Origin of the sequence: Paraburkholderia xenovorans (genome assembly GCF_046030735.1) — a bacterium.
In the GTDB taxonomy this organism is placed as follows: Bacteria; Pseudomonadota; Gammaproteobacteria; order Burkholderiales; family Burkholderiaceae; genus Paraburkholderia; species Paraburkholderia xenovorans_A.
On record NZ_JAQQBV010000002.1, the window covers coordinates 176,713 to 199,892 of the forward strand.

Annotated in this window: 21 protein-coding genes; 6 read left to right on the plus strand and 15 right to left on the minus strand. The window is 61.4% G+C overall.

The window, feature by feature from the left end:
- Positions 1-40: 40 nt before the first annotated feature.
- The 5 genes from PQQ51_RS02535 to PQQ51_RS02555 all read right to left on the minus strand — a co-directional run bounded on the left by PQQ51_RS02535 (position 41) and on the right by PQQ51_RS02555 (position 6,654).
- Entirely contained in the window at positions 41-1,045 is a 1,005-nt protein-coding gene (locus tag PQQ51_RS02535) for a hypothetical protein (RefSeq protein WP_408494518.1), read from the minus strand.
- A gap of 229 nt (positions 1,046-1,274) precedes the next feature.
- Positions 1,275-2,249: a hypothetical protein gene (locus PQQ51_RS02540; RefSeq protein ID WP_408494520.1), complete on the minus strand. Its 975-nt coding sequence runs from the start codon at positions 2,247-2,249 to the stop codon at positions 1,275-1,277.
- A gap of 332 nt (positions 2,250-2,581) precedes the next feature.
- A complete protein-coding gene (locus tag PQQ51_RS02545) occupies positions 2,582-3,946 on the minus strand; it encodes a sigma-54 dependent transcriptional regulator (RefSeq protein ID WP_408494522.1) in 1,365 nt (454 codons plus the stop codon).
- 203 nt (positions 3,947-4,149) lie between these two features.
- The gene (locus tag PQQ51_RS02550) at positions 4,150-5,304 is read right to left on the minus strand and encodes an epoxide hydrolase family protein (protein WP_408494524.1); all 1,155 of its coding nucleotides are present in this window, start codon (positions 5,302-5,304) and stop codon (positions 4,150-4,152) included.
- 204 nt (positions 5,305-5,508) lie between these two features.
- Positions 5,509-6,654 (minus strand): porin, encoded by a 1,146-nt coding sequence (locus tag PQQ51_RS02555; RefSeq protein ID WP_408494526.1) that lies wholly within the window; start codon positions 6,652-6,654, stop codon positions 5,509-5,511.
- A gap of 454 nt (positions 6,655-7,108) precedes the next feature.
- Between PQQ51_RS02555 and surE the strand changes: the two genes are divergently transcribed.
- Positions 7,109-7,888 carry a 5'/3'-nucleotidase SurE gene (gene surE, locus PQQ51_RS02560; protein ID WP_408494528.1) on the plus strand — a complete coding sequence of 260 codons (780 nt, stop codon included), beginning with the start codon at positions 7,109-7,111 and terminating at the stop codon, positions 7,886-7,888.
- Between the two features lie 78 nt (positions 7,889-7,966).
- Here surE and PQQ51_RS02565 read toward each other — a convergent pair whose 3' ends face one another.
- Entirely contained in the window at positions 7,967-8,890 is a 924-nt protein-coding gene (locus PQQ51_RS02565; RefSeq protein WP_408494530.1) for a hypothetical protein, read from the minus strand.
- A 292-nt stretch (positions 8,891-9,182) separates the two neighbouring features.
- Entirely contained in the window at positions 9,183-10,094 is a 912-nt protein-coding gene (locus PQQ51_RS02570; protein WP_408494532.1) for a DMT family transporter, read from the minus strand.
- 249 nt (positions 10,095-10,343) lie between these two features.
- Between PQQ51_RS02570 and PQQ51_RS02575 the strand changes: the two genes are divergently transcribed.
- Positions 10,344-10,526 (plus strand): hypothetical protein, encoded by a 183-nt coding sequence (locus PQQ51_RS02575; RefSeq protein ID WP_408494534.1) that lies wholly within the window; start codon positions 10,344-10,346, stop codon positions 10,524-10,526.
- A gap of 14 nt (positions 10,527-10,540) precedes the next feature.
- Here the strand turns inward: PQQ51_RS02575 and PQQ51_RS02580 are convergent, their stop codons facing one another.
- The 3 genes from PQQ51_RS02580 to PQQ51_RS02590 all read right to left on the minus strand — a co-directional run bounded on the left by PQQ51_RS02580 (position 10,541) and on the right by PQQ51_RS02590 (position 15,295).
- Positions 10,541-11,938, minus strand: a complete 1,398-nt coding sequence (locus PQQ51_RS02580; protein WP_408494536.1) for a dipeptidase — start codon at positions 11,936-11,938, stop codon at positions 10,541-10,543.
- 149 nt (positions 11,939-12,087) lie between these two features.
- A complete protein-coding gene (locus PQQ51_RS02585; RefSeq protein ID WP_408494538.1) occupies positions 12,088-13,383 on the minus strand; it encodes an MFS transporter in 1,296 nt (431 codons plus the stop codon).
- 154 nt (positions 13,384-13,537) lie between these two features.
- Positions 13,538-15,295: a carboxylesterase/lipase family protein gene (locus PQQ51_RS02590; RefSeq protein WP_408494540.1), complete on the minus strand. Its 1,758-nt coding sequence runs from the start codon at positions 15,293-15,295 to the stop codon at positions 13,538-13,540.
- An 83-nt stretch (positions 15,296-15,378) separates the two neighbouring features.
- On the opposite strand from PQQ51_RS02590, the gene PQQ51_RS02595 reads away from it, so the two are divergent.
- Positions 15,379-16,284 (plus strand): LysR family transcriptional regulator, encoded by a 906-nt coding sequence (locus PQQ51_RS02595; protein WP_408494542.1) that lies wholly within the window; start codon positions 15,379-15,381, stop codon positions 16,282-16,284.
- 115 nt (positions 16,285-16,399) lie between these two features.
- Here the strand turns inward: PQQ51_RS02595 and PQQ51_RS02600 are convergent, their stop codons facing one another.
- Positions 16,400-17,038 (minus strand): carbonic anhydrase, encoded by a 639-nt coding sequence (locus PQQ51_RS02600; RefSeq protein WP_408494544.1) that lies wholly within the window; start codon positions 17,036-17,038, stop codon positions 16,400-16,402.
- A 343-nt stretch (positions 17,039-17,381) separates the two neighbouring features.
- The gene (locus PQQ51_RS02605; RefSeq protein ID WP_408494792.1) at positions 17,382-17,696 is read right to left on the minus strand and encodes a DUF4148 domain-containing protein; all 315 of its coding nucleotides are present in this window, start codon (positions 17,694-17,696) and stop codon (positions 17,382-17,384) included.
- A 291-nt stretch (positions 17,697-17,987) separates the two neighbouring features.
- Between PQQ51_RS02605 and PQQ51_RS02610 the strand changes: the two genes are divergently transcribed.
- Both PQQ51_RS02610 and PQQ51_RS02615 read left to right on the plus strand, forming a co-directional pair.
- Positions 17,988-18,497, plus strand: a complete 510-nt coding sequence (locus tag PQQ51_RS02610) for a lysozyme (RefSeq protein ID WP_408494546.1) — start codon at positions 17,988-17,990, stop codon at positions 18,495-18,497.
- Positions 18,498-18,514: 17 nt separating this feature from the next.
- The gene (locus PQQ51_RS02615; RefSeq protein WP_408494548.1) at positions 18,515-18,931 is read left to right on the plus strand and encodes a hypothetical protein; all 417 of its coding nucleotides are present in this window, start codon (positions 18,515-18,517) and stop codon (positions 18,929-18,931) included.
- Between the two features lie 149 nt (positions 18,932-19,080).
- Here PQQ51_RS02615 and PQQ51_RS02620 read toward each other — a convergent pair whose 3' ends face one another.
- Positions 19,081-19,344 (minus strand): DUF1488 family protein, encoded by a 264-nt coding sequence (locus tag PQQ51_RS02620; RefSeq protein WP_408494794.1) that lies wholly within the window; start codon positions 19,342-19,344, stop codon positions 19,081-19,083.
- 196 nt (positions 19,345-19,540) lie between these two features.
- Between PQQ51_RS02620 and PQQ51_RS02625 the strand changes: the two genes are divergently transcribed.
- A complete protein-coding gene (locus PQQ51_RS02625) occupies positions 19,541-21,034 on the plus strand; it encodes an MDR family MFS transporter (RefSeq protein WP_408494550.1) in 1,494 nt (497 codons plus the stop codon).
- Between the two features lie 29 nt (positions 21,035-21,063).
- Here the strand turns inward: PQQ51_RS02625 and PQQ51_RS02630 are convergent, their stop codons facing one another.
- Positions 21,064-22,227, minus strand: coding sequence for an alpha/beta hydrolase family protein (locus PQQ51_RS02630; RefSeq protein WP_408494552.1), 1,164 nt, complete (start codon positions 22,225-22,227; stop codon positions 21,064-21,066).
- 2 nt (positions 22,228-22,229) lie between these two features.
- On the minus strand, positions 22,230-23,129 hold the full coding sequence (locus PQQ51_RS02635) for an AraC family transcriptional regulator (protein ID WP_408494554.1): 900 nt from the start codon (positions 23,127-23,129) through the stop codon (positions 22,230-22,232).
- Positions 23,130-23,180 lie beyond the last annotated feature (51 nt).

Consider the following 23,180-nt stretch of genomic DNA (forward strand, 5'->3'; position numbering starts at 1 on the left):
GAAACGAGATTCTGACTGGCGTCGGCTTACGCGACGCTAACTAGATGGTGTCGATGTCGCCGAACAATTGCGGATTACGTGTCACTGCCCGCTCGTAGTCGGCAACCGCCTGTAGCTTGCGGGTCATCCGGGCGGGCGGGGTTTTATCGAAGGCCGTCGGCTGATTCGCGCCATCGTAGTATTGGACCGACGGATCTCTCGCGAGCGTGCGCTCGTCAAACATCTTCTGCCCTGCTTCGTGCAAACTTTCGCTGAGATCCTTCAGCAGCTCAGGACCAATGGGCGGGAAACCCTCGGCTGCTATCCGCTGGTTCACCTCGGCCTTCGTCATAGGGTGAATGCCGCTGAGAGCCTGCTGCGCCTCATGTGATCCACCGGATTCGAAACGTTGTTTCTTGATGACCATCCCAGCCGGATCCAGTTTCAGGTTCTTCAACGTTGTCGCACCGGCAAAATGAGGCCAGGCATCGACCACGACCGTGTCTGCGGTACTCGCCCGTGGATCGCCGAGCATCACGAACTCGTGATTGTTCTGATAGGAGACTCGGCTCACCGGCGCATTGGCGCCTGTCGCGGCCAGGTACGTATACGCGGTATCGGCCATTTCGCCGCAGTTTGCACCTTGCAGCGTGGCGGCAAGGCGCGCGTTGCGAAACGTACGATCCATCTCCGGATGTTGTTTTGCATACTCCTTCTTCATACCCCTGGTCAGATGCAAGCGTGCGTAACTTTCTCCTTCGCTGTGCACCACCGCGGGCCATTGATTGCCTGCACCGTGCGGAAAATACTGTTCGACTGCATCGACGACCTGCGCGGACAAGCGCAAATTCTGGATCGTTTGCGGTTGTACCCGATCGACCGCATGGCTAAAGCGCGCACTCATCTTGAGCGAAGCAGGATGCAAGTTCGACAGTGCCGGAGGCACACTGCGAGGCGTGCTCGCGTTTCGGCCGGCGCTGGAATGTGCCGACGGCGCTCCCCCGCTCGATAACGTTAGATCCGGATGGAAATCCGCGGCATTTTTCGAAGAAATTCGGTTGCTCATCTGACTCTCTAATGGATATGTGGCATACGGTGACCGCGTGCTGAAAGTTGCACTTCCTCACGCTGCGTAAGCAGAGAGGAGAACTTTCCCGGTATGCGATCAACGCTCATTGATATCAAATGAACGGCGGCGGCGGACCGCCGCACACGAAGTGTCGACGCTCCGCGCGAACGCCTGCTGGCTCGATGCGTGGGAGCGGTCCATGAAACGAAAGTGCGTGCGCGAGGGTCTAGCTCTTGACGCTGCGCATCGCGCAAGCGGACCACGTAGCGATGCGCTCGACACTGAGACAGCGCGCAATCCGCTTGAGCGCATGACGGACCCGGCCACGCAGATGCGCGACCCGCAGGCGTCGCCAGAATCGCTCGGGCACGAAGTCGCCGAAGCGCGCCTCTTTCTCGAGCAGCGCCTTGCCGCCCGGCAAATGGACGAACGAGCAGCAGCGAAACCAGCGCACGTCGCGATAATTGTTGCCGGCCCAGTGCCGCCCGACCGCCTGATACGCGCCCACCTCGATCAAGCTCTGCCCTTCGTCGACGAGCACGTTCAGCGCGGCGGACACAAACGCTTCGTCGCCGTGATGCCGCAAGCGCGGGCTCTCGCGCAGATAGCTCGCGTAACTGGCCCGCGCGCGCGGCACGAGCCGCCGCAGCGCCGCGGGTGTGGCCAGCAAAAACTCCCCGCCGTACCAGCGCGGATTTCTCAGCCTGCGATTCGCGACGATTTCCAGATCCGCGACCACGCGCTCGCTTCCATACGCAGGGAACACCTGATCGGAAATGTCGAATGCGCCGATCCCGGCCAGCGCACATCGCTCGATCAGATCGCGATCGAGCGGCAGCATCGCCACCATGTCGGCATCGAGCAGCAACAGCATCGTGTCCGCGGGCAATGTCGCGGCGAGTTGATCCATCAGCGCGAGCTTGAAATGCGCGGCGTAGAACGGCGTTTCTTTGGGCAAGTCGATCGTTGCGGTCAGCGTCGTCAGCGCCGGCCGCTTCTCAGGTGCAATACTCGCGAGCCGTCCCGCGACGAGCACCGGCGCGTTGGTCATGATGGTCAGCGTCGGCATGCCGACCCGCCGCAAGCTGTTGTTCAGGCAGATCGCCTGATTCACATACGAGAGCGGGTCGCGATTCGTCGAGTTCGCACCCGGATTCGCGTCGGCGTCGACATAAACCAGCGTACAAGGGAAAAGCTTCACATTGCTCCTCAGCAGGCATCAGAAACGGTTCGCTCCTGGCTGGTGCTGTCCTGACTGTCTGGGGACGGATCTGGGCGTTCCTGCGTGATGCGATGAGTTGCGGCTCGCGCAATGGATGGCGCGGCGCACGAAACTCGTGAGCTGATCTGCGGCGATGGAGTCGGATGAGCCGGGGCGCAGATATCAGTGATGCCCTATCGTTTCACGTCTATGTATTGCCTTTCCGCCAAAACTCAGCGAGACGCAACGCGGCTGCGGTCCGCCGCTTCGCCGCCGGTCGAAGTTACGTATCCTTCGCGGCGATTTTGATGGGGGCTAGCGAAGAAGTTACCTCAGCTTCCTGTCTCGCTGTCATTGCCGTAGCGCACGCCATGCGCGCCGAGCAGCCGGTACAGCGTCGTGCGCGACACGCCGAGCTCGCGCGCGGCGTCGCCGGAGCGTCCGCGGTGACGCAGCAGCGCCAGTTCGATCGCCTGCCGTTCGGCCGTTTCGCGTGCCTGCGCGAGGGTGATCGGAACCATGGCGACGTAGCCCGCGAGTTCGAGATCTTCCGCGGTGATCGTGCGCCCTTCCGACATCACCATCGCGCGCCGCACCCGGTTGATCAATTCGCGTACGTTGCCCGGCCATTCGTAGCGATGAAGCGCCGCGATCGCTTCGGCAGAAAATCCGTATAGGCGGCGGCTCGCATCCTTGCGGAAACGCTCCAGCGTGTGCAGCGCGAGCAGTTCGATGTCCTTGCCGCGCGCGCGCAGCGGCGGCTCGTCGATTCTCAGCACGCACAAACGGTGGTACAGGTCCGCACGAAAGCGTCCCTCGTCGATGGCCGTATCGATATCGACGTGAGTGGCCGAAATGATGCGCACATCGACGTCGATCGCATTGTTGCCGCCGAGGCGGTCGATCGTGCTTTCCTGCAGAAAGCGCAACAGGCTCGCCTGGCTCTCGAGCGGCAGGTCGCCGATTTCATCGAGAAACAGCGTGCCGCCGTTCGCGGCCTCCACCCGGCCGATCCGGCGCTGATTCGCGCCGGTAAAGGCGCCGCGCTCATAGCCGAACAACTCGGATTGCAGCAGATGCGGTGGAATCGCACCGCAGTTGATCGCGACGAACGGCGCATTGCGGCGTGGCGAGCGCGCGTGGATCGCCGCGGCCGTGAGCTCCTTGCCCGTGCCGGATTCACCGGAGATGAACACCGGCGCATCGGTGGCCGCGACTTTGCGTATCGAGCGGAACAACGCGAGCATGGATTCAGAACTGCCGACCATGTTGTCTTCGGCGCTCGACGTGTCGAGCGGCGCGGGCACGCCGAGCTGGATCATCCCGCATGCATGGCCGACCGTGTCGACGATCCTGACGTTATCCGCCGGCAGCGTCACGTAATCGAAACAATAGTCGCGCACGAGCCGGCGGATGGCCGCATGGTCGAGCTCCGCCGCGCCGGCCATCGCCACCCAGCCGAGGTGCGGCAGCGCGAGGCAGGCTTCGATCGCCGCGAGCTCGCGAGTGTGGAACACGCTCGACAGGTCGATCAGGCCTGCGGCCAGCGAGCCGTCCTGAACCGCGTGTTGCACGTCGCGCACCGAATCGACGACCTCGACCGTCCAGTCGCGCGCCTGAAAAGACGTCAGCAGTTCCGGTAAGGGGTCGCGCGTGAAATAGACGACGCGCCGCGTCGAGGCCTGGATGTTCTGCATTATTTTTGCTTCTCCTCGCGGGCCTACGCCAAACGCGTAGTGTCGGCGCCCTCATCCGCAGTGAGCCGCCGATCATACGCGCCCGCGCGTTTGCCCGCTCGGCGCCTGACGATATTTGATGATCGGCATCACGTTCGATGTTTTCACGAACGCGATACGCGGGAGCAGCTCGAAGCGCAGGTGCGGTTCGAACCGCGCCGCCGCTAAGGCCGCAACGCGCGGAAAAACCGGCGAATCTCGGCGGCCAGCAGCGTGGGCTTCTCCAGTGCGGCAAAGTGTCCGCCCCCGGGCATGTCGGTCCATTGCACGACGTCGAAGGTGCGCTCGAGCCACGAGCGCGGCGGATGATTGATCTCCTTCGGGAAATGAGCGAAGCCCACCGGCGGCAGCACGCGTTGCCCTTCGGCGAAGCGCATCGGTTGCAGCCGGTTTTCCCAGTACATCTGGATCGAGGAGCCGATGCTCTGCGTGTGCCAGTAGAGCGAGATGTTGGTCAGCAATTCGTCTTTCGGGAACACGCGCTCGATGTCGCCGCCGCAATCGCTCCACGCGCGGAATTTTTCGGCGATCCACGCAGCCAGTCCGATCGGCGAATCGTTCAGCGAAGCGGCGAGCGTCAGCGGCTTCGTCGCGTGCATGTGGGCGTAGCCGCCTTCCAGTGCGACCCATTCGTTCTTTTCGCGCAGATAGTTTGCTTCGGCGGACGTGAGCGGACTTTGCGCGGCGCCGGTGGCCGGCTCGTACGAACTCGGCAGGAAGTTGAGGTGAATGCCATCGACCACGTCGGCATGACGCGCCGCGAGCGCCACCGACACCCCTGCGCCGAGATCGCCGCCTTGCGCGCCGAACCGTTCGTAGCCGAGGCCGCGCATCAGCGAAGCCCATAAATCCGCGACCTGAAATGCCGACGTTCCGCCTTGAGCAGGCGCTTGTGAAAACGCGAAACCGGGCAGCGACGGCACCACGACATCGAACGCATCGGCCGGGTCGCCGCCGGAAGCAGCCGGATCGCATAGCAGGTCGACGAGCGCGTGGAATTCGAAGAACGACCCCGGCCAGCCGTGCGTGATCACGATCGGGTAAGGCGCGGGACCCATGCCGCGCCGGTGCACGTAATGCACGCGCTGGCCGTCGATGTCGGCGAGAAACTGCGGCTGACGGTTCAGCCCGCGCTCGGCCGCGCGCCAATCGAAACGATCGGCCCAGTGGGCCGCGAGTTCGCGCAGCCAGGCTGTTTCGATACCCTGCTGCCAGGCCGGCGACAGCGTGGCCGGCGCCCAGCGCGTCGCCTTGATGCGCCGACGCAGGTCGTGGATATCGGCATCCGGGACGGCAATCTGGAACGGCTTGGTTTGCATGGGTGTTTGCCTTGGGTGATGGGGGGATAACGTGCGCGGCGTGACGCGGCCGCCATGCGGTGAACGGGTACGACGTCACGTGCATGGTACAGAAGATCCGGCTGACGCGACTTCGGGCCTGGCCCTGCTCCACACGAAACCCGACCTTCGCCACAGGTCATCCGGCGTGACGGGATCTTCCGTCACGCCAGCCGGAAAACCCGCTTAAAACCGGTGACGAATCCCCACCGTCCCCACCACTTGCGAATCGGTCGACGAAGCGCTCACGCCGACGATGTCAGCCGTAATGCCCGAGCTACCCGTACTGCCGACGTGCTGGAAAGCTGCTTCGAAGTACACGTCGGTACGCTTCGACAACGCGTAGTCGGTCTGCAGCGTGATCTGCTGGTACTTCGGACTGACGCCGTCGAGACTCGCGTCGGTGTACGTGTAGGCGCCCGACAACGTCCACGCGGGCGTCAACGCATAACGCGCGTTCACTTCATAGTTGGTGAAGCGGGCGCTGCCACTCGTCAGCACAAGACCGTTCGTCTGACCCGATGCGCCCGAGCTGATCGACGTAGCACTGCTCAGTTGCGTTTGCGTGACCACCAGCCCGACGTTCGCCGCGCCGAACGCATAGTTGACGCCCGCGCCGTACGTACGCTGACTGCCCGCGTTGAACGTGGAGTCGCCGGTCGGCACCGCGCCGCCCGAGTTAGTGGCGGAGCCGGTGCCGTTCAACTGCAGATAGCCCGCGGCGACCTTGAGTCCGCCGAACTCGTAAGAACCGCCCACGCTATATGCGCGGCTGTTCGCGAAACTGCCGGCCGCGTTCGAGAAGCCGTACAGCGCGCCGAATTTGAGGCCCGCGTAATCGACGCTCTGGAACTTGACCGAGTTGTTGATGCGCACGGAGTTGTTCAGGTTGTCGTTGTCGAACGGATGCGCCGCGAGCGTGCCGCCGTATTGCGTGCCGTTCAGCGAGAGCGGACCCAGATAGTCGACGACGCTGTCGTACTGGCGACCCAGCGTGAGCGCGCCGTACTGGTCGCTGGACAGGCCGACGAACGCCTGGCGACCGAATTCGAGCCCGTTCTGGCCGAGCTTGCCGGTCGACAGATTGAAGCCGTTTTCCAGCACGAAGATCGCCTTCAGACCGCCACCCAGATCCTCCGAACCGCGCAGGCCGAAACGGTCGCCATTGAGCAGGCCGCTCGCTTGCTGGTAATTGCTGCTGCCGCTGGAATTGCTGGTGTAGCTCAGGCCGGTGTCGATCAGCCCGTACAGCGTGACCGAGCTTTGTGCGTGGGCGACGCCTGCGGCGCCGAACAGAACGAGCGAGAGGCTCGACAGTACAAGTTTTTTCATTCAGATATCTCCTAATTCGAATAGCGAGTGCTATCGAGCGGCCGAGAATATCCGACAAAGTGAAAATCTGTTTTTCAGTTAATTACAGCGTTGTGTTTTTGCGACGTAAAAGGATTTATTATTCCAGATAATTTCATTACCTATCCGCGCCTTACTTCATGCCCATCGCGGGAATCCTTCCAGATTCTCGAATTAATCCAATTCATGTTTCATAAAATTTCCGGAGGAATTTAATCGCAATATTTAATACGATCAATCATCCAATTTATGATAAATATCGCAAATAATTAAAACCGATTTCCAGTATCAAACGCAATAAAGAATGCGCGCGGTCTCACGAGATCATCGAGACTTCGATGCCAGGCGATCTGGTCGCCGGGTTCGAACCACACGCCTGCCAATCGCCGGATAATGCGGCTTCCGTTTCCTTATCCATCGAGAGGAGAAAGCTGCGATGCCAGCCTATGAATCCAAAGTGCCGCGCGTGCTGTTGACGAACGACGACGGTATCGACGCGCCCGGCCTCGCCGTGCTCGAAGCCGTTGCCGCCGAGCTCGCGCACGAGGTCTGGGTGGTCGCGCCCGAGCACGACCAGAGCGGTACGTCGCATTCGATCAGCCTGCATTCGCCGCTGCGCGTGAGCCGCCAGGGCGAGCGGCGCTTCGGCGTGGTGGGGACGCCGGGCGACTGCGTCGTGATGGGCGTGCGTCATCTGATGCGTGAAACGCCGCCTACGCTGATTCTGTCCGGCGTCAATCGCGGCGGCAATCTCGGTGTCGAGACCATGTTCTCCGGCACCGTGGGCGCGGCGATGACGGGCCTGCTGCTCGGCCTGCCCGCGTTCGCGTTGAGCCAGACCTTCAGCGACCGCAACAACGTGCGCTGGGACACCGCACGCACGCTCGCGCCCGGCGTGATCAGGCAGTTGCTCGCGATCGAGCACGACGCGCCGACCTGCCTGAACATCAATTTCCCCGATGTCGATGCGGCCGCAGCCGGTCCGCTGACGCCGACGCGGCAAGGTGTCGGCCTGGTGACGGGCATCGAGGTGCTGCCGCAGGTGGACCCGCGCGGCCTCGAGTATCACTGGCTGCGCTTCGAACGCGGCCCGCGTGAGAACGAACCCGACAGCGAGACCTCCGTGGTGAAGTCAGGCCGTGTCTCGGTCACGCCGCTCGCGTTCGATCGCACCGACGAGCCCACCTTCACGAAGCTTGCCGCGTCATTGCGGTAAAGGTTGCGATCGACAAACCTTGTTGCTGTCTGCCAATGCGTGCGGTGCGTTACGCTTTAGGCGTCATGCGCCTGCGGATCAAGGCCGCGGCGCAATGGCGAGACTCGGCGCGCCGCCAGGGCCGGCCGGGTCCGGGTTGCCGAACGCCGGCAGACTGCCGTCGTTGCGTGCACGGACTATCTCGGCGCGCACCTGTTCGCGCGTTTTCGGACCGCCATCCGTCTTCACCACAGTGCCGCTCGACGTTTCGAGTGGCGCGATTGGCGGCGCCGCCTGAGCGGACGGCGGCGCCGCGGCTTGCGCGGTAAGTTCGGTTTGTGTGCGTGACGGCGGCGTTTGCGCGACGGGCGCGGCGTCCGATACACCGCTTACGCGTGACACCACTTTCAGCGTGGCCGATCCGGACGATGGCGTACTCGCCGCCTTCGCCGCACCGTCCTGCTCGCCCGACGGACTTGCGTCCGCAAACGCGGCGATCGGATCGCGCTGGCTGCTCGCGGAGGCCAATGCACTGTTCGCAGGCTCGCGCGTTGCCAATGACGAAGATCGCAGCACCTTCTGCGTCGACGTTGCTTTTTCTGCGATCACTGCAGTCGGCCCACGTCGCGCGGACCTGGCCGCTGCAACAGCCGCTGCCGGATGCTGCGCCGCGCCGGCGCGTGCCGTGACTTCCTGCTGCAACGCCTGCACCTGCACGTCGTTGCTGTGAACCGAACGCATTGCATCCAGTTGCGCTTGCGCGGCCGCCAGATCGTTGCGCTGCAAGCTATTGCGCGCCGCCTGCAACGTGTCGCCCGAATCGTGGTGCGTAACGACAGGCGCCGAACTCACCGCACCCGTGATCGTGTCGCCGCGCGTGTGATGAACCGACACATCGCCGCGCTCCAACCCGTTGTCATCCGCCGACAACCACCGCTTATCCGACTGCGCGACATAAGCCGCCACGGCCAGCGCGCCGACAATGAAGCCCGTAAAGACCACCTTCCTCGCTTCGTGATGCATGAGACGTCCCCTCCCACAGCGTGAACACGCGCATTCCTCAGAATTTGCTGGCGTGCCCGGAATCGTCAGAGGGTTGGCGGCGCATCGATCGATGGATCGCGCCACAACGACCGCGAGTTTGGGCCGGTCAAAAAGCAGCTACGAGTTCGCGCGGGCAGCGGATGCACCTGACTCCAAATCGTCCGATCGGGCATGGCTTCATGTCCGAAAATGCCAGACTCGCGCCGCCCTTCTCTTATGACGATTATTCGGGTTCCGAATCAATCGCGCGATCGACACAGCGCTGAAGCGTTTATACCAGCGGCCCCTCGGGCTGCTTTCCGCGCATTGCCACGGCAATCGAACTGCCGACGATCAACGCGATGCCGACGAGCGCCACCGCGCCGATCGTCTCGCCCCACGCAATGTAGCCGAACAACGCCGCCCACACGATGCTCGTGTAGTTATACGGCGCCAGTGCACCGGCGTCGCCTTCGCGAAACGCCATCGTCATCAGCAATTGCCCCGCGGTGGCGAACACACCGAGCAAAGCCATGATGACAAGCGCTTCGGACGACGGGGCATGCCATGCGAAAAACAGCGAGGCGCCGGTGACGAGCGTACCGACTGTCGTGAAGAACAGCACTGTCGTGCTGGAATCGTCGGTAGCGCGAATCCGCTTGATCTGGATGATCGACAACGCGCCGAAAAACGCGCTGCCGATCAGCAGCACCGGCCCGATCCACGCCTGCGTATTGCTTGCGTGCGCCTGGTCCGGACGCACCACCAGCAATACGCCGACAAAGCCGAAGGCCGCGGCCAGCGCATCGCGCGGCTTGAGCGTCTCCTTCAGCAGCAGCGGCGCAAGGACGATCACCAGCAAGGTCTCCGAGTAGACGATCGACACGGCTTCACCGAGCGGCATGTAGGGCAAGCCCGCGAAAAAAAGCCCCGACGCGCCGAGCAGCGTCAGCGCACGAATGCTTTGGCCGCGCCAATCCATTTGCCTGATCCGCTGCCGCAATGGTTTGCCGTGCAGGCAAACCGCCAGCGCCGGGAGCAAGCCGAACAGCATTCTGAAAAACGTGACTTCGTTAGGCGGATAGTCGAGCGCAACCGATTTCGCGAGTGCGTCGACGACAGCGAAGCAGAACATCGACGCGAGAATCAGCGCGATGCTGCGTGGTGGCGCGGCCGAGTGCCGGACGGCGGTAATGGGCGGCATGAAGTTTCCAGGAAAGCGCGCAAAGCGAGGTGCGCGCGGCAATTGGCACGAATGAGCGCGCAATTAAGCGGAAACCCAATTATGCCTGGTGGCCCTGAAAACTTACTAATGAAAGCTGCCGGCGCAGTCCTACGTCTTTTCGAACAACGCTATTCGAGGGGGCACAAACCACTGTATAAAAACACAGCACAATGATTTGTCCCGGACAGTCGCAATGTTCGCATTGGCTGTCGCTACCCGAAGGTCAGGATGATGGCGTATCAGGAAGCTTTATTTGCCCTCGAACCGCTGGCACTCGTTCATGACGCTGAAGGCGGCATTCGCTACTTGCCGGAGGCGATTCCGGCAAGTAGCGCGAGATTGGTTCGACGCAGGGTGCAGGACGTGAACGAGCCGCGTATCAGCCTGGCGTTTCGTTGTTTTGCTGCTTAGCGTCGTGGCCTGGACTATCGGCGAGCGAATAAAGACGGAGCGTAGTTCGCGAGTTCCTCGAGTAAAAGCGTCCATCCGCGCGCCCCTTCTTCGATCGACTTCACTCTGAAGAACTCATTGGGCGCATGCACGTCTTCATCGGGAAGGTTGTAACCGAACATCAGCGTATCGATACCCAAAGTCTCCTTGAAGATCGAAGTTACCGGCACCGATGCGCCCAATCGCACATGAACGGCATCGCTCCCCGTAACCTGCTTGAGCACCGTCTGCGCCGCGAGCACCAGAGGATGATCCGGTGCGAGCGTCGACGCAGGCGCTCCGTCGGTCATCGCCACGACTTCCAGAGCGCAATCTGCGGGGCATTGCTTTTTCAGATGGCTCAGCACCGCGTCCAGCACCGACCGCGGGTCTTGTCCGCTGACCACACGCGCGGAAATCTTTGCGGTCGCCTCACAGGGCACGATAGTCTTCCCGCCGAATCCGGTATAGCCGCCATACAGGCCGTTCACGTCAATCGCCGGCCGCAACGTGACCCGTTCACGCGCGGAATAGCCCGGCTCGCCGTAGGAAGCACCTCCGACATCGGAAAAGAATGCGGCTTCGTCATAAGGAAACGCGGCGGTGTCCGCTCGTTGACGATCGGTCGGCGGTATGGAGCCGTCAAAGAAGCCCTCTACTGCCACGCGACCTTCCGAATCGTGCAATGACGACACGAGCCGCGCCATTTCGTGGAGCGCGTTGCGCACACAGCCGCCATAACGACCGGAGTGAAGATCCTTGTCCGCGGTTCGCAATCGCACTTCCAGATTCGTCACGCCTCTCGCGCCCGTATTAATGGTGGGAACTGTCGCACTGGCGCGTCCGCCGTCCGCGGAAAGTACCGCATCCGCCTTCAACAGATCCCGATGAATTTCCGCAATGGTTCGAAGAGTGCGGCTTCCCGTCTCCTCCTCTCCCTCGAGAAAGACCTTGATATTCACCGGACAGGCGCCACGCACCGCGAGAAACGCAGCAATGACTTCAAGAGCAATCGTAGTGGACCCTTTGACATCGGACGTACCACGCCCATAGATCCGGCCGTCGACGATAGTGGGCTCGAAAGGCGGCGTGCGCCATTGTTCGACGGGATCCGCCGGCTGCACGTCGTAGTGACCATAGATCATCAACGTCGGTTTGCCCGGCGCCCCGCACCATTCGCCGAACACCGCGGGTTCCCCACCGCCCTCGAGCAATTGAACATTGTCGAGTCCCATTTCCTCAAGACGATCGATCAGGAAATTACGCGCCTCCTGCATCGCCGGAGCGAATGCAACGTCTGCGCTGACACTGGGTATGCGCAGGAAAGACTTGAGCCATTCGAGGGTCTCGTCCTGACGTGAGGCCAGGTGATCGATGATGGTCTGACTGGTCATTGATATTCCGGTATCGTTAAATTTACTGCGAGAGAACAAAAAATCCAGGGCAATGCGAAGATGCTGCGAGCTTCTCCTGGATATAAAAACCTGCTGTCCATCAGAGGACCTCTGATAGTGGAAGAGCTTTCAATCACGCCGTTTTCGCATCAATCCTCGGTACGCCTGATCATCAAAAGCGACAGGCTCGAAATCACGACACACAGCGTGGTCGCAATCGCCGGGGCCAGCCTGTTTCCTGTCGAATGAATCAACCAGACCGCAACCAGTTGCGTGAGCCCTCCGAATATTGCAACGCCGAAGCTATACACAGTCCCTGTCGCCGTCGCACGGATAGCACGCGGAAACATCTCCGGGATGAGCGTAATCGACGGACTGCCTTGCAGCGTGAACGGTATCGTCAAACCGACAATCACCGCGAACAGACGGAAGATGCTCGGCTCACTGCTGAGCCATGCATACGCGGGATAAAGCATGACGATCAAAACCAGCCGGCCCAGCACGATCGGAACGGTTCGTCCGAACGCGTCGGCAATCTTGCCCGCGATCGGCGACAGAATCGCAATCGTGAGCCCAGACGCTATAGCGCACGCATACGAAGCGGACTCATCGAGCTTGAGTTCGTGGATGGCATAAGTCGGGATGAAAAAGAGCACGGTGTAATTCATGACCACACCGCCCATCAAAAGCAGAACACCTGCACCGAAGTTGCGGCGATGATCGCGCAGCAGTCTTGCAATCGGCGAGTGCTCGGCCGCCCGATTCTCCGCACGAACCGATTCGTCTTCGAACGCGCTGATCTGACTGCGGATAATGATGCCGATCGGAAGAATGGCCGCACCGAAGAGAAACGGCAGCCGCCATCCCCATGCATACAGCGCGTCGTGCGAAAGCACATACGAGAGCACCGAGGCCGATGCCGCGCCGGCCGCAACTCCCATCCCCTGACTGGCGAGTTGCCAGCTCGTGAACCAGCCACGGGACCCGGGCGGTGCCTGTTCGAGCAGCAAAGTCGTGGAAGCACCGACCTCGCCGCCGGCGGAAAATCCCTGAATGAAGCGCGCGAGCACCATGATGATCGGAGCGGCAATGCCCACCTGCGCATAGGTCGGGGCGAGCCCGGCCATGCAAACCCCAACCGTCATCAACGACAGCGTAAGCATCATCGCGGCCCGGCGCCCCGCCCGGTCCGCATACATGCCAATGAGAATGCCGCCCACAGGGCGCATCACAAAGCCGAGCCCGAACGTCGCCACCGATGCCATCAATTGACCGTACGAACTAAGCGTCGAAAAGAATTGATGACCGATGACGATCGAAAAGAAACCGTACACGGTGAAATCGAAAAACTCGAGCGCGTTGCCGATCGTCGTCGCAACCAGCAATTTTGAGCGGGATGGTCGCGCGGGGCCTGCAGTCGCGTGAAGGGTTAGCTGGTCAATCATGTGTCTCTCCCATTTTCAAGGGTTATAGGTGCAATGTGCGACCTCTGTTGGACCAGACGAATCTGCGCAGAGATATCAAGTTGCACTGGAGCGAGGCGTCCAGTGGAGGGTGAAGCGCCGGGTGAGCCGGCGCTTCACCCTCCGGTCAGGTCCGTCAATAGGTCTCCGGGAACACGCCTTTACCCCACACGGTGTTGCATTTGTGGTCAGTATCGAAGGTCGTGGCCATGGTGATCGACGGTGTGGTCAACTCGAGCACCGCACGGTTATTCGGCCCCGTATAACGCGGCCATTGCGGTAGGGACGGGTCGGCCACGCTACCGTTCGGATCACCCACGCGCACGAAGTTGATCAGGTATTTCTTCATCTGCGCGCCGAGCGCCTGCATGGCCGGCACCGGAATCGCACCTGCAATGCCAGTCACCGGGTTGATCGTTGGAGCATCCGTCGGCCCGAACCAGAACAGCGCATCCGACCCATGGGAAGTTCCAAGGTAGAAAGCCGTTGGATTGGTGGGGAACGAAAGGGACGGGTCCGTGTATTCCCATCCATACACGGGTACCCATGACGAAAGGTCGTCTCTGCGGGACCTGTTGCTGCACGAATAGATCGCGTCACCCATGGCGCGGGCATAGCCTTGCGACGGCACCGCGTAGCTTGAAAGCGGATAAGCCGAGAGGATGCCGGTGGTGTCGAATCCGGCCGGCGCAAGCGACTCGATCGCCGGTGCATATTGCGCCGCGGTCAAATTGGTCGGCACGAAGATCGTGCCTTCATCGTAGACGCCGCCGATCATCACCGGCACCTGATTGAACGTCCCGGCAGCAAAGGCATCGGCAGGCACTTGAGTGACAACGCTACCGTCCACGGTCGGACGCCACCTGCTTGATCCCTGAGCCGCAACGAGAGCATCCGCCGACTGGCTGCGAAGACAGGCAGCAACGTCACTTGACTGATCGCATCCAAGCGCTGTCACAAGAAGCCCACCTTGCGCCTCAGCAGCAGCGGGACTCAAATTCGAGTAGGGCCCTCCCGCGCCGCTTTCCATGGCTGCCTTGGCGAACAGCCCCTTGGAAAGAGGCGATTCCAGCAGAGTGAAGGTCGACGTCGAGCCCGCCGAGAGCCCCCACACCGTCACGTTGCCCGGATCGCCACCAAACGCACCGATGTTCTGCTGGACCCAGCGCAGCGCAGCCTGCTGATCCATGACCGCGAAGTTACCCAGATTACTATCCTGAGTGCTTGCGTGAAGCGCCGTGTTCGCGAGATACCCCAACGCGCCCAGCCGATAGTTGAACGACACGTAGATGATATTGCCGGTGGTGGCGATCGTACTGCCGTCAACCTGTGCGCCGGAGCCCAGCGTAAAAGCGCCGCCGTGGATATAAACAATAACCGGCAGCTTGCCGGTGGCCGAAGCAGACGCGGGTTTCTGCACATTAATGAACAGGCAATCCTCCGACATATCCGCCGCCGCTATGTTGTTGTTCACGGTGGTTTGCGGACATGCCTTCCCGTAGGCCGTGGCATTGAATGTCGTAGTGCGCACGCTCGGGGCCTGCGTGGGACGCCAGCGCAGCGATCCCACCGGAGCCTGTGCGTAAGGCATCCCGAGAAAGGAAATCACGTCCCCATTCTTAATACCAGAGACCGTGCCCTGCGCGGTTTTGACGACGAGCGGATTGGCGGCATCCGCGCCTTGATCGATACCTCCCCCACAAGCCGTCAACCCGGCCAGGATCAGCGCAAAGATAGGTGTTCTAAAACGAAAGATTGTCATGTCGTCCTCCATGATTTTTTTAAGTGAGTTGGTTTCGCGATGACGGGTTGCCCTCGACGAGTGCTGCGGCAAGCCTGGCTGGGAAGCATTGATAGCGATCGTATGAAGCCAAAATCGATGCGTCCAATGCATTAATTTTCTCGATACAATTACATTCGGTGATCAGTCAATGCCCCTTCCCAACAGATTCAGCGCCTAACTTTTGAGAGGCTTCAATGAACTTGCGCCATTTAGAGCACTTTCTTGCATTGGTCAAAACCGGCTCGTTCAGAAAGGCATCGGAAACGCTGCATCTCACGCAGCCGGCGCTAAGCCGCAGCGTTCAGACACTGGAGGAGGAGTTGGGAATCCGCTTGATTGACCGTGTCGGCAAGCGCAACGAGGTCACGCAATTTGGTGTGCTTGTCGCGGAGAAGGCGAGCAAAATCGTCGCGGATGCGATCGACCTGAAACACAGCGTGCAACTCATGACCCAACGGGACAGCGGCACGATCCGGCTCGGTTTGGGATCGGCACCGGCGGCGACGTTCACCGCACCGTTGATGTCCTATGTATTGACTCAGTACCCACGGGTTCATCTGCATCTCTCGACGAATAGTCCCGAGACACAGGTGGCATTGCTGCGCGAGCGTGCGCTCGACGCATTGCTAGTCCATTCGCGAACGATTGCTCCACAACCGGATCTTCACATCGAACTTTTGGGCACGGCGCGATCGGGATTCATGAGTCGGCACGATCATCCGCTCGCGAAACGCAAGCGCCTTACTTTTCAGGATCTCGTCGAATATCCCATCGTCTCAACCAAGGTTACCGACGAGATCTCGGCAATACTTGTTCATCGATTTGGTCCGATTGCGCATCCTTCGCGATTCGTTCGGGCGTCTTCGGAATCGGTACCGGCTCTGCTGGAAGTCGTCTTGTCGACCGATGCGATTTTTTTTGGTTTGCTTTCGACTGTGCGACCCGGCTACAGCGGCCAGATAGTAGCGCTAGACTTCAAGTTGCCGCGCGAAGCAGCGGCACGGTATGCGTTCATTACGCTCGATGGGCGTACGAACGCACCCATGCTGGGCCCTATCCAGAAGTTCTGCGCGGATCTTGTTTCGAATGCGGCGAGATAGCTTGATTAGCATCTGCACGGGCTTGCCGTCAGCCAGATAGTCCTGACCGACTCGGTGAACGTGTCTTGACGAAGATCGATGCCCGACGTCTCAATCGAAGTACGCGTGGCTGACGCTATCCGACCGCGTAAATCTCGGGATTGTCGAGCAACGGCAGGAATTCGCCGGTGCGTCCGTCGAGCGCGAGCATGCCGCCGCTTTCGATATCGAAGAACCAGCCGTGAAGCTGCAGCGTCTTATTCGACAGCCCCACCGCCACGGACGGATGCGTACGGATGTTCGCGAGTTGCGCGACGACGTTCTGTTTGACCATCGCATCGAGCCGCTCGCGATCCGAATGATAGGCGCGCGACTGGTTGATGGCTTTGGCGGCATCGGCGTGACGCAGCCAGCTCGCGACGGCCGGCAGATGTTCGAGATTCGTGCATTTGGTGATGGCGGTCATCGCACCGCAATCGGAGTGACCGCAAATGACGATATCGCGCACGCCCAGCACTGCCACCGCGTATTCGACGGTAGCCGACACGCCGCCCGGCTCCGGCCCATACGACGGCACGATGTTGCCCGCGTTGCGGATCACGAACAACGCGCCGGGTTCGGCTTGCGTGAGCAACTCCGGCACGACGCGGCTATCGGAGCACGTCACGAACAACGTGCTGGGACTTTGCGCGGTCGACAGCCGCTTGAACAACGCGATTTGTTGCGGATAGACCTCGCGCTGAAACCGGATGAATCCTTCGATGATTTCCTGCATGACATCCCTATGCTGTTGATCGCGATCGTCAAATGCATGCCGGGACCGTCTTGCCGCTATTTCGCGTGAAGCGCGGGCCGCCATACCTGTCGCATGGCCCGAATTCTACGCGAGGCACGCGCGAGTGAAAACCCACGCCCTCGAGCGCCGCACTGGCGGGCGCGGGTACGCGTTAGCGCCATAAAAAAACCCCGGCTGTTTCCAGCCGGGGCCAACTCTCTCGCTCGCACACCGGAAACCGTGCGAGTTCGACCACTTTAACGACCACGACTGAATCGATATATACGTGCTGCCGTAAGAGTCCTTTCCAAATGCTCGATGGGCGCAAAAAAGCGCGGCGGGCTCAATGCCCGTACATCGCATTCCAGTCGACGGGAGACACGGCTGGCCGTCCGGTTTGGGACGAGCCCGCGGCGACACCGCCGTAGCCGGTCGCATCGCGATTGTCGGTGCGTGCGGCAACGCGAGCTTCGGCGGCTTGAATGGCATCGGGGTAATGTGCCTGATCGCCGTCGCCGACGTGATAGCCGGCTTGCTGGAGTTGAATGAGTTCCGCGCGAACCTGGGCGCGCGTGACGTGTGAATTCGATTGCGCAAAGACTGTCGCCGAGGCGGCAAAAGAAGTAACGATGACGACAGCCTTGATGAGCGACTTCATGATGAAACATCCTCCGAAGATTGACAGATCCGGATGCACCGAACGACTCTCGCTGCACCGGACGAAGTCAGTCTAGACGCCGCGACGCGATGAAGTAACGGCCGCGGACCGAAGGGAGTGTTGTTGAATCTGGGGAAATAAAAAGATCCGCACCAGGACTTCCGGCTTTCCGGCTAGCGTCGGCTCTGCATAGAACCTAGAGCCTGCTCCAACACTACCTGCCAATTCGGATAGGTTGTCGCCTCGGGTAGGCTGCCTGATATCCTCAGCGGCTGTCTGGAGACATAAAACATGCCGAACGCGAACTCCAACCTTCACATGAGCGAAGCGGGTTATGTCGCGCTACGCTTTAACGAAGGCGTGGTCATGCATTACTACAACGATGCTCCGAGAAACGGAAATTGCACCTGGGGCATCGGTTCACTGGCCCATCTCGGACCCTGCGCGCCACACGAGCTTGCGCGAACCGTGTTGCCTGAGCAGGCGAACGCAGTTCTTCGAAACCGCGTTTATGAGGCGGAAGCGATTGTCAAATCCATCGTGACGGACCATCCGTTGACACAGGCTCAGTTCGATACGGCTGTCAGCTTTGCATACAACTCTTCAGGAGTGAACACTCGCGACGCGTTGGTGTATGCGAATCGAGGCGATATGGCAGGCGTGGCCCGGCAGATGATGCTTAACGTGATGATTACCCCACGCGATCGCGACGGAAGAAAGATGGGCGCAGCCCAACGTAGTCAGGGTTTGGTCAACCGCCGCTTACGCGAATCCGCCCCCTTCCAGCAGAGCGCGCAATGAGGGGGATTAGAATATTCGTGGCGGTTGCGCTGATACTGAGCGCAGGCATGTGTGTCGCGCAAAATCAGACAGCGCCGCTCTCCACAAAGGATTTCTTTGGTAAATGGATCGTCACGGATGTAGTCGGTTACACCAACATTTCTGCCGGCATTCCCGAGGCTCGAAGAATACTTGGCAAAGTGCTGACAATCACACCGAATTGGATGGAGTTCGACAAATCACGCTGCACCCCAAACGGCGGTTATACGATTAGCGAAGTCGACAGTGCCACAAAATTGAGAGAGTTTTTTGACCTGTCGTTGCTCGATGCCGGGCTGCCGCCAAGAACAACGCTTCTTGAAACGAACAATTGCTACGCTGCCTTTAGCGTAGACCCATACCGCGTATTGTTTAGCTGGAACGGCGTGATCGTGCGCGCGTATCGGCAAAAATAATCTGATCGCCGGTTCCATCATCAAATTAGCGTGGACAAACTACGGACATTCGGCCGTCCGCCTTACTGGCGGACGGCCGCACAAACGATATTATTTCGCCGACACGAACCTCCCACGCGTGGCTGAAACGCATCGTCACCGGTAAAACATCACCCCCTAAAATCCCCCGTCTCCAACTCCACCGATTTCCCGCCGTTCTTCTCCAGCACCTTCCGGGTAGCATTTTCAATCGTGGCGCGATTAGCCTCAAAAGTCCCCACAAGGTCATGCGCCGAAGGCCCACCATTCCCAAAGTGGGCATTCAACGCATCGAGCGACACACTGCACCAGACATCGGCCCCATCCACACTCGCTTCGAAGGCAACGCGCGCTGCCGCGACCACTTCACGGCGTCCGGTGAATTCGATCCTCATACTTCCTCCCTCTGTGAAAGACAGGTTGATAGCCGCAAACCCCGTGCCACTGCGCAAGGCGATGCCGGCGTTCAAGCAGAGATTCCGCTCAAGGCGCATACTCGGCGTTTGCCGCACCAGACGGCCGCGCGCATGCGCAACGCTTCGCGCATCGCATGCCGCACTGACACAACGACATCCTAATCCCATTGCTCCCATGTCACGCAACCCACAATCGTCGCGTCCCCTTGTTATTGCCGCTGTGATGGCTTCGATGGCGATGGTCGCGATCGAAGCCACTATCGTCTCCACCGCGATGCCGCAAATCGTCGCGCAACTCGGCGATCTGCATCTGTATAGCTGGGTCTTCTCGTCGTTCCTGCTCATGCAGACCGCGATGACCGTGGTATTCGGCAAGCTCGCCGATCTGTACGGCCGCAAGCCGATCATGCTCGCGGGCATCGCGATCTTTCTGCTCGGTTCGATACTCGCGGGCTTCGCGTGGTCGATGCCCGCAATGATCGCGTTCCGCCTGATTCAGGGCATCGGCGCGGGCGCGATCCAGCCCGTCACGCTGACCATCGTCGCGGATCTGTACCCGGCACGCGAACGCGGCAAGGTGCAAGGCTATCTGGCGAGCGTATGGGCGATCTCCGCAGTGGTCGGGCCGATGGTGGGCGGCTTCATCATTCACAACATGTCGTGGGCGTGGATCTTCTGGATGAACGTGCCGATCGGCCTCGCGTCCGCGGCCGGCTTCATCGCGTTCCTGCGCGAATCGGAGCGGCACGCGCGTCCGTCGATCGATTTCGGCGGCGCGGCGCTGTTCATGGCCGCAATCGCCGCGCTGATGACCGCGCTCACGTTCATCGGCGACGACCAGCTCGCCCGGGCTGCGTTCGCCGCCGCGGCGTTTGTCGTGTGCCTCGTGCTGTTCGTGTGGCAGGAGCGCCGCGCGGCCGAGCCGATGATCTCGTTCGCGCTGTGGAGCCGCCGCCCGATCGCCGCGTGCAACGGCTCGACGCTGCTCGCCGGGATGATCCTGATGGGCTCGACCACCTTCCTGCCGATGTACGTACAGGGCGTGCTGAACCGTTCTCCGGTCGTCGCGGGCCTCGCGCTGACGATGATGATGGTCGGCTGGCCCGCGGGTGCGACCCTGGCGGCGAAGTCGTTCCACCGCATCGGCTTGCGCCGCATTCTGATCGGCGGCAGCCTGTTCGTGCCGCTCGGCGCACTATTGCTGCTGTTTCTCGCGCCGGGCGCGTCGCCGCTGATCGCGGGGTTCGCATCGCTGATCATGGGTTTCGGCATGGGCACGTCGAGCGTGAGCGCGCTCGTGCTGATCCAGGAGATCGTCGGAATGGACGAACGCGGCAGCGCCACCGCGTCCAATCTGTTTTCACGCAACCTCGGCAGCACGCTCGGCGCAACCGTGTTCGGCGCGGTGCTCAACTTCGGACTCAGCCATTCGAAGAACGTCGCTGTCGTCACATCGGATCAACTGAGGTCGCTATTGCAAAACCAGACAGCCGCGCTCGGCAACAGCGACGCGATCCGTCTCGTGCTGCATCAGTCGCTGCATCTCACATTCGTCTCGCTGTTCGCGATTGCGATTTTCGTCGTGGCGCTGCTCTGTTTCGTCCCGGCGATCAGCATCGGTCAGGACAGGAAGATGCCGCTCGAAGCGCTGTCGCCGCTCGAAGACTGAGCGGCTCGGCAGCCCATCGCGCCGTTACGCTAGGGCCGGTTCGCCGGCAGCGTCGCAGCGAAGAAATCGCGCGCCAGTCCTATCGTCTGCGCGTGAATCGCTTCACGGTCGACGCCTGACGCGTCCTTGCAGATTGTCGCGAGACGTTCGTAGGTTTCCGGCAGGCAGGTGTCGAGAAACGTGTAGTGCGCCGCGTCGGGCAGCAACGTGATGTCGGCTTTCGGCAGCAACGCCGCGATCCGATGAATGTTGGTGTTCACGGGCGCGGTCGTGTCGGCGGTGCCGGCCACCAGCGATATCGGAATCGTCACGTCTGAAAACGAGTTCGTGTCGAATGCCTCGCCGAGCGCCGGTGCGATCGCGAACACGGCCTTCACGCGCGGATCGCGATACGACGCCCCGGAGCGCGCGCGCGACGCCTTGGTTTGCGGCGATAACATCGCGAGCATCATCGCAGGCGTTTCGGGAGCATTGGCGAGCCGGGCCAATTCAGGCGGCTTGCAGATCGCGTCCGCGGCCGGCGACATGCAGAAGCGTTCGAACGCCGGCAAGTTCGTGCGCGCGCCGGCCAGTTCGAGCACCGTATAGCCGCCGAGCGAAAACCCCAGCGCGCCGATCTTTTCCCGGTCCACGTGCGGGCCCAATTGCGGATCGGCAAGGATGCCGTCGATCACTTCGCTTGCATCGGTCGCGCGCTCCCACCAGAGAATGAAGCCGTCGCGCGTGAGCGGCTCGGCGGCGTTGTTGCCCGGATGATTCGTGCCCGCCACGATATAGCCGTCGGCCGCGAGCGCCGCCGCGAGCCAGTCGAGACTGTCCGCGGTGCCGCCGGTGCCGTGGGACAGCACGATCAACGGATAACTGGCGCGCGCGGCGGAAAGCGGCGCGTCGACAGCAGCCGGATGTCCGACGAACAAAGGATGCGCGCGCGGACCGATATCGTGCGGCGTCTCGGGCACGGCGGCGTCGACCGGATACCAGACCTGCGTCACCAGCGCCTCGGTTCGTGCGCCGCGCCAATGACGCGCAACGGCAGGATGAAACACGCGCGACGTTTCGCCGACATGCCATGCGGGGGCGACTGCAATTGTCGGTGCCGAAGCCGAAGCCGAAGCCAATACCGACGCCGACACCGACGCCGACGCGCACAACGCCGCCAAGCACACGGCGGCGGCCACACCCATACGATTCATGGTCAGTCCTTGCGGATAGGAATCATCAGGTCCGTCACACACTCGTGCTGCGAACCGGCACCCGGCGGGTTGCGGTACAACTCGAGCGCCGGACGGTGATCGCGCGCAAAGCCGCTTTGCGGCAGCCAGCCGTGGTACAGCGCGCAAAAGGTCGGCGCGATCAGCGCATACGGGCCGATCAGCCGGTGCGTCGCATAGAGCCCGCCTTCGAGCCGTATCGATTCGATGCCGTCGGGCGGCTCCACGGTGAGCCCGCCGGACGGGACGACGATGCCCGCCCGATAACGGAAGCGCTCGTAGGCGCCGGGATCGCGCATGCAGATGCCGACGCGCCGATCGAGGCCCGCATGCTCGTCGCAGCGCAGCAGGGTCATCAGATCGCGGAAAGTCTGGCCGATCGTTGCGATCGGGCCTTCGTGACGCATGCACAGCACGTCGAGCGGCGCGATCTCGGTGAGTTCGACGGGCGGCAAAGCCGACAACGGGCTTGCTATCGCCTGCGCAGCATCGGTTGCGTGATCCGCGAGCCGTTGCGCGCAAGCCGGCGCGGCGAGCAGCCGCTGACGCGCCCTGAATTCACTCGGCGTAACGCCGGTAAAGCCGCGAAACGCGCGGGCAAAGGCTTGCGGGCTGTTGTAACCGGCGTCGTGCGCGACCACCGTGACGGACGGGGTCGCGTCCGTCAGCCGTTGCGCGGCCTGCGCGAGCCGCAGGCGCTGCACGGTCTCCACCACGCTCTCGCCGGCCAGCGCGCGATAGATCCGATGAAAGTGATACGGCGACAGATGCGCGACGTCGGCGAGGCTTTCGAGCGTGTGCGGCGCACCCGGCTCGAGCAGGATCGTCTCGATGACACGAGCGATCCGCCGACGGTAATCACGTTCAGTGCTGGGCTTCATCATCGCGCTAGGATAGCGGCCTCGCAGCCGGAAAACGGTGCAGAGCTTGCGTAT

Bases quoted from the DNA above. Each gene is read 5' to 3' on its own strand.
- PQQ51_RS02545 (WP_408494522.1), bottom strand. From the start codon at position 3,946: ATGCAGAACATCCAGGCCTCGACGCGGCGCGTCGTCTATTTCACGCGC.
- PQQ51_RS02585 (WP_408494538.1), bottom strand. From the start codon at position 13,383: ATGATTGACCAGCTAACCCTTCACGCGACTGCAGGCCCCGCGCGACCA.
- PQQ51_RS02610 (WP_408494546.1), top strand. From the start codon at position 17,988: ATGCCGAACGCGAACTCCAACCTTCACATGAGCGAAGCGGGTTATGTC.
- PQQ51_RS02630 (WP_408494552.1), bottom strand. From the start codon at position 22,227: ATGAATCGTATGGGTGTGGCCGCCGCCGTGTGCTTGGCGGCGTTGTGC.
- PQQ51_RS02600 (WP_408494544.1), bottom strand. From the start codon at position 17,038: ATGCAGGAAATCATCGAAGGATTCATCCGGTTTCAGCGCGAGGTCTAT.
- PQQ51_RS02625 (WP_408494550.1), top strand. From the start codon at position 19,541: ATGTCACGCAACCCACAATCGTCGCGTCCCCTTGTTATTGCCGCTGTG.
- PQQ51_RS02565 (WP_408494530.1), bottom strand. From the start codon at position 8,890: ATGCATCACGAAGCGAGGAAGGTGGTCTTTACGGGCTTCATTGTCGGC.
- PQQ51_RS02570 (WP_408494532.1), bottom strand. From the start codon at position 10,094: ATGCCGCCCATTACCGCCGTCCGGCACTCGGCCGCGCCACCACGCAGC.
- PQQ51_RS02550 (WP_408494524.1), bottom strand. From the start codon at position 5,304: ATGCAAACCAAGCCGTTCCAGATTGCCGTCCCGGATGCCGATATCCAC.
- surE (WP_408494528.1), top strand. From the start codon at position 7,109: ATGCCAGCCTATGAATCCAAAGTGCCGCGCGTGCTGTTGACGAACGAC.
- PQQ51_RS02595 (WP_408494542.1), top strand. From the start codon at position 15,379: ATGAACTTGCGCCATTTAGAGCACTTTCTTGCATTGGTCAAAACCGGC.
- PQQ51_RS02535 (WP_408494518.1), bottom strand. From the start codon at position 1,045: ATGAGCAACCGAATTTCTTCGAAAAATGCCGCGGATTTCCATCCGGAT.
- PQQ51_RS02620 (WP_408494794.1), bottom strand. From the start codon at position 19,344: ATGAGGATCGAATTCACCGGACGCCGTGAAGTGGTCGCGGCAGCGCGC.
- PQQ51_RS02635 (WP_408494554.1), bottom strand. From the start codon at position 23,129: ATGATGAAGCCCAGCACTGAACGTGATTACCGTCGGCGGATCGCTCGT.
- PQQ51_RS02580 (WP_408494536.1), bottom strand. From the start codon at position 11,938: ATGACCAGTCAGACCATCATCGATCACCTGGCCTCACGTCAGGACGAG.
- PQQ51_RS02605 (WP_408494792.1), bottom strand. From the start codon at position 17,696: ATGAAGTCGCTCATCAAGGCTGTCGTCATCGTTACTTCTTTTGCCGCC.
- PQQ51_RS02590 (WP_408494540.1), bottom strand. From the start codon at position 15,295: ATGCATTGGACGCATCGATTTTGGCTTCATACGATCGCTATCAATGCT.
- PQQ51_RS02575 (WP_408494534.1), top strand. From the start codon at position 10,344: ATGATGGCGTATCAGGAAGCTTTATTTGCCCTCGAACCGCTGGCACTC.
- PQQ51_RS02555 (WP_408494526.1), bottom strand. From the start codon at position 6,654: ATGAAAAAACTTGTACTGTCGAGCCTCTCGCTCGTTCTGTTCGGCGCC.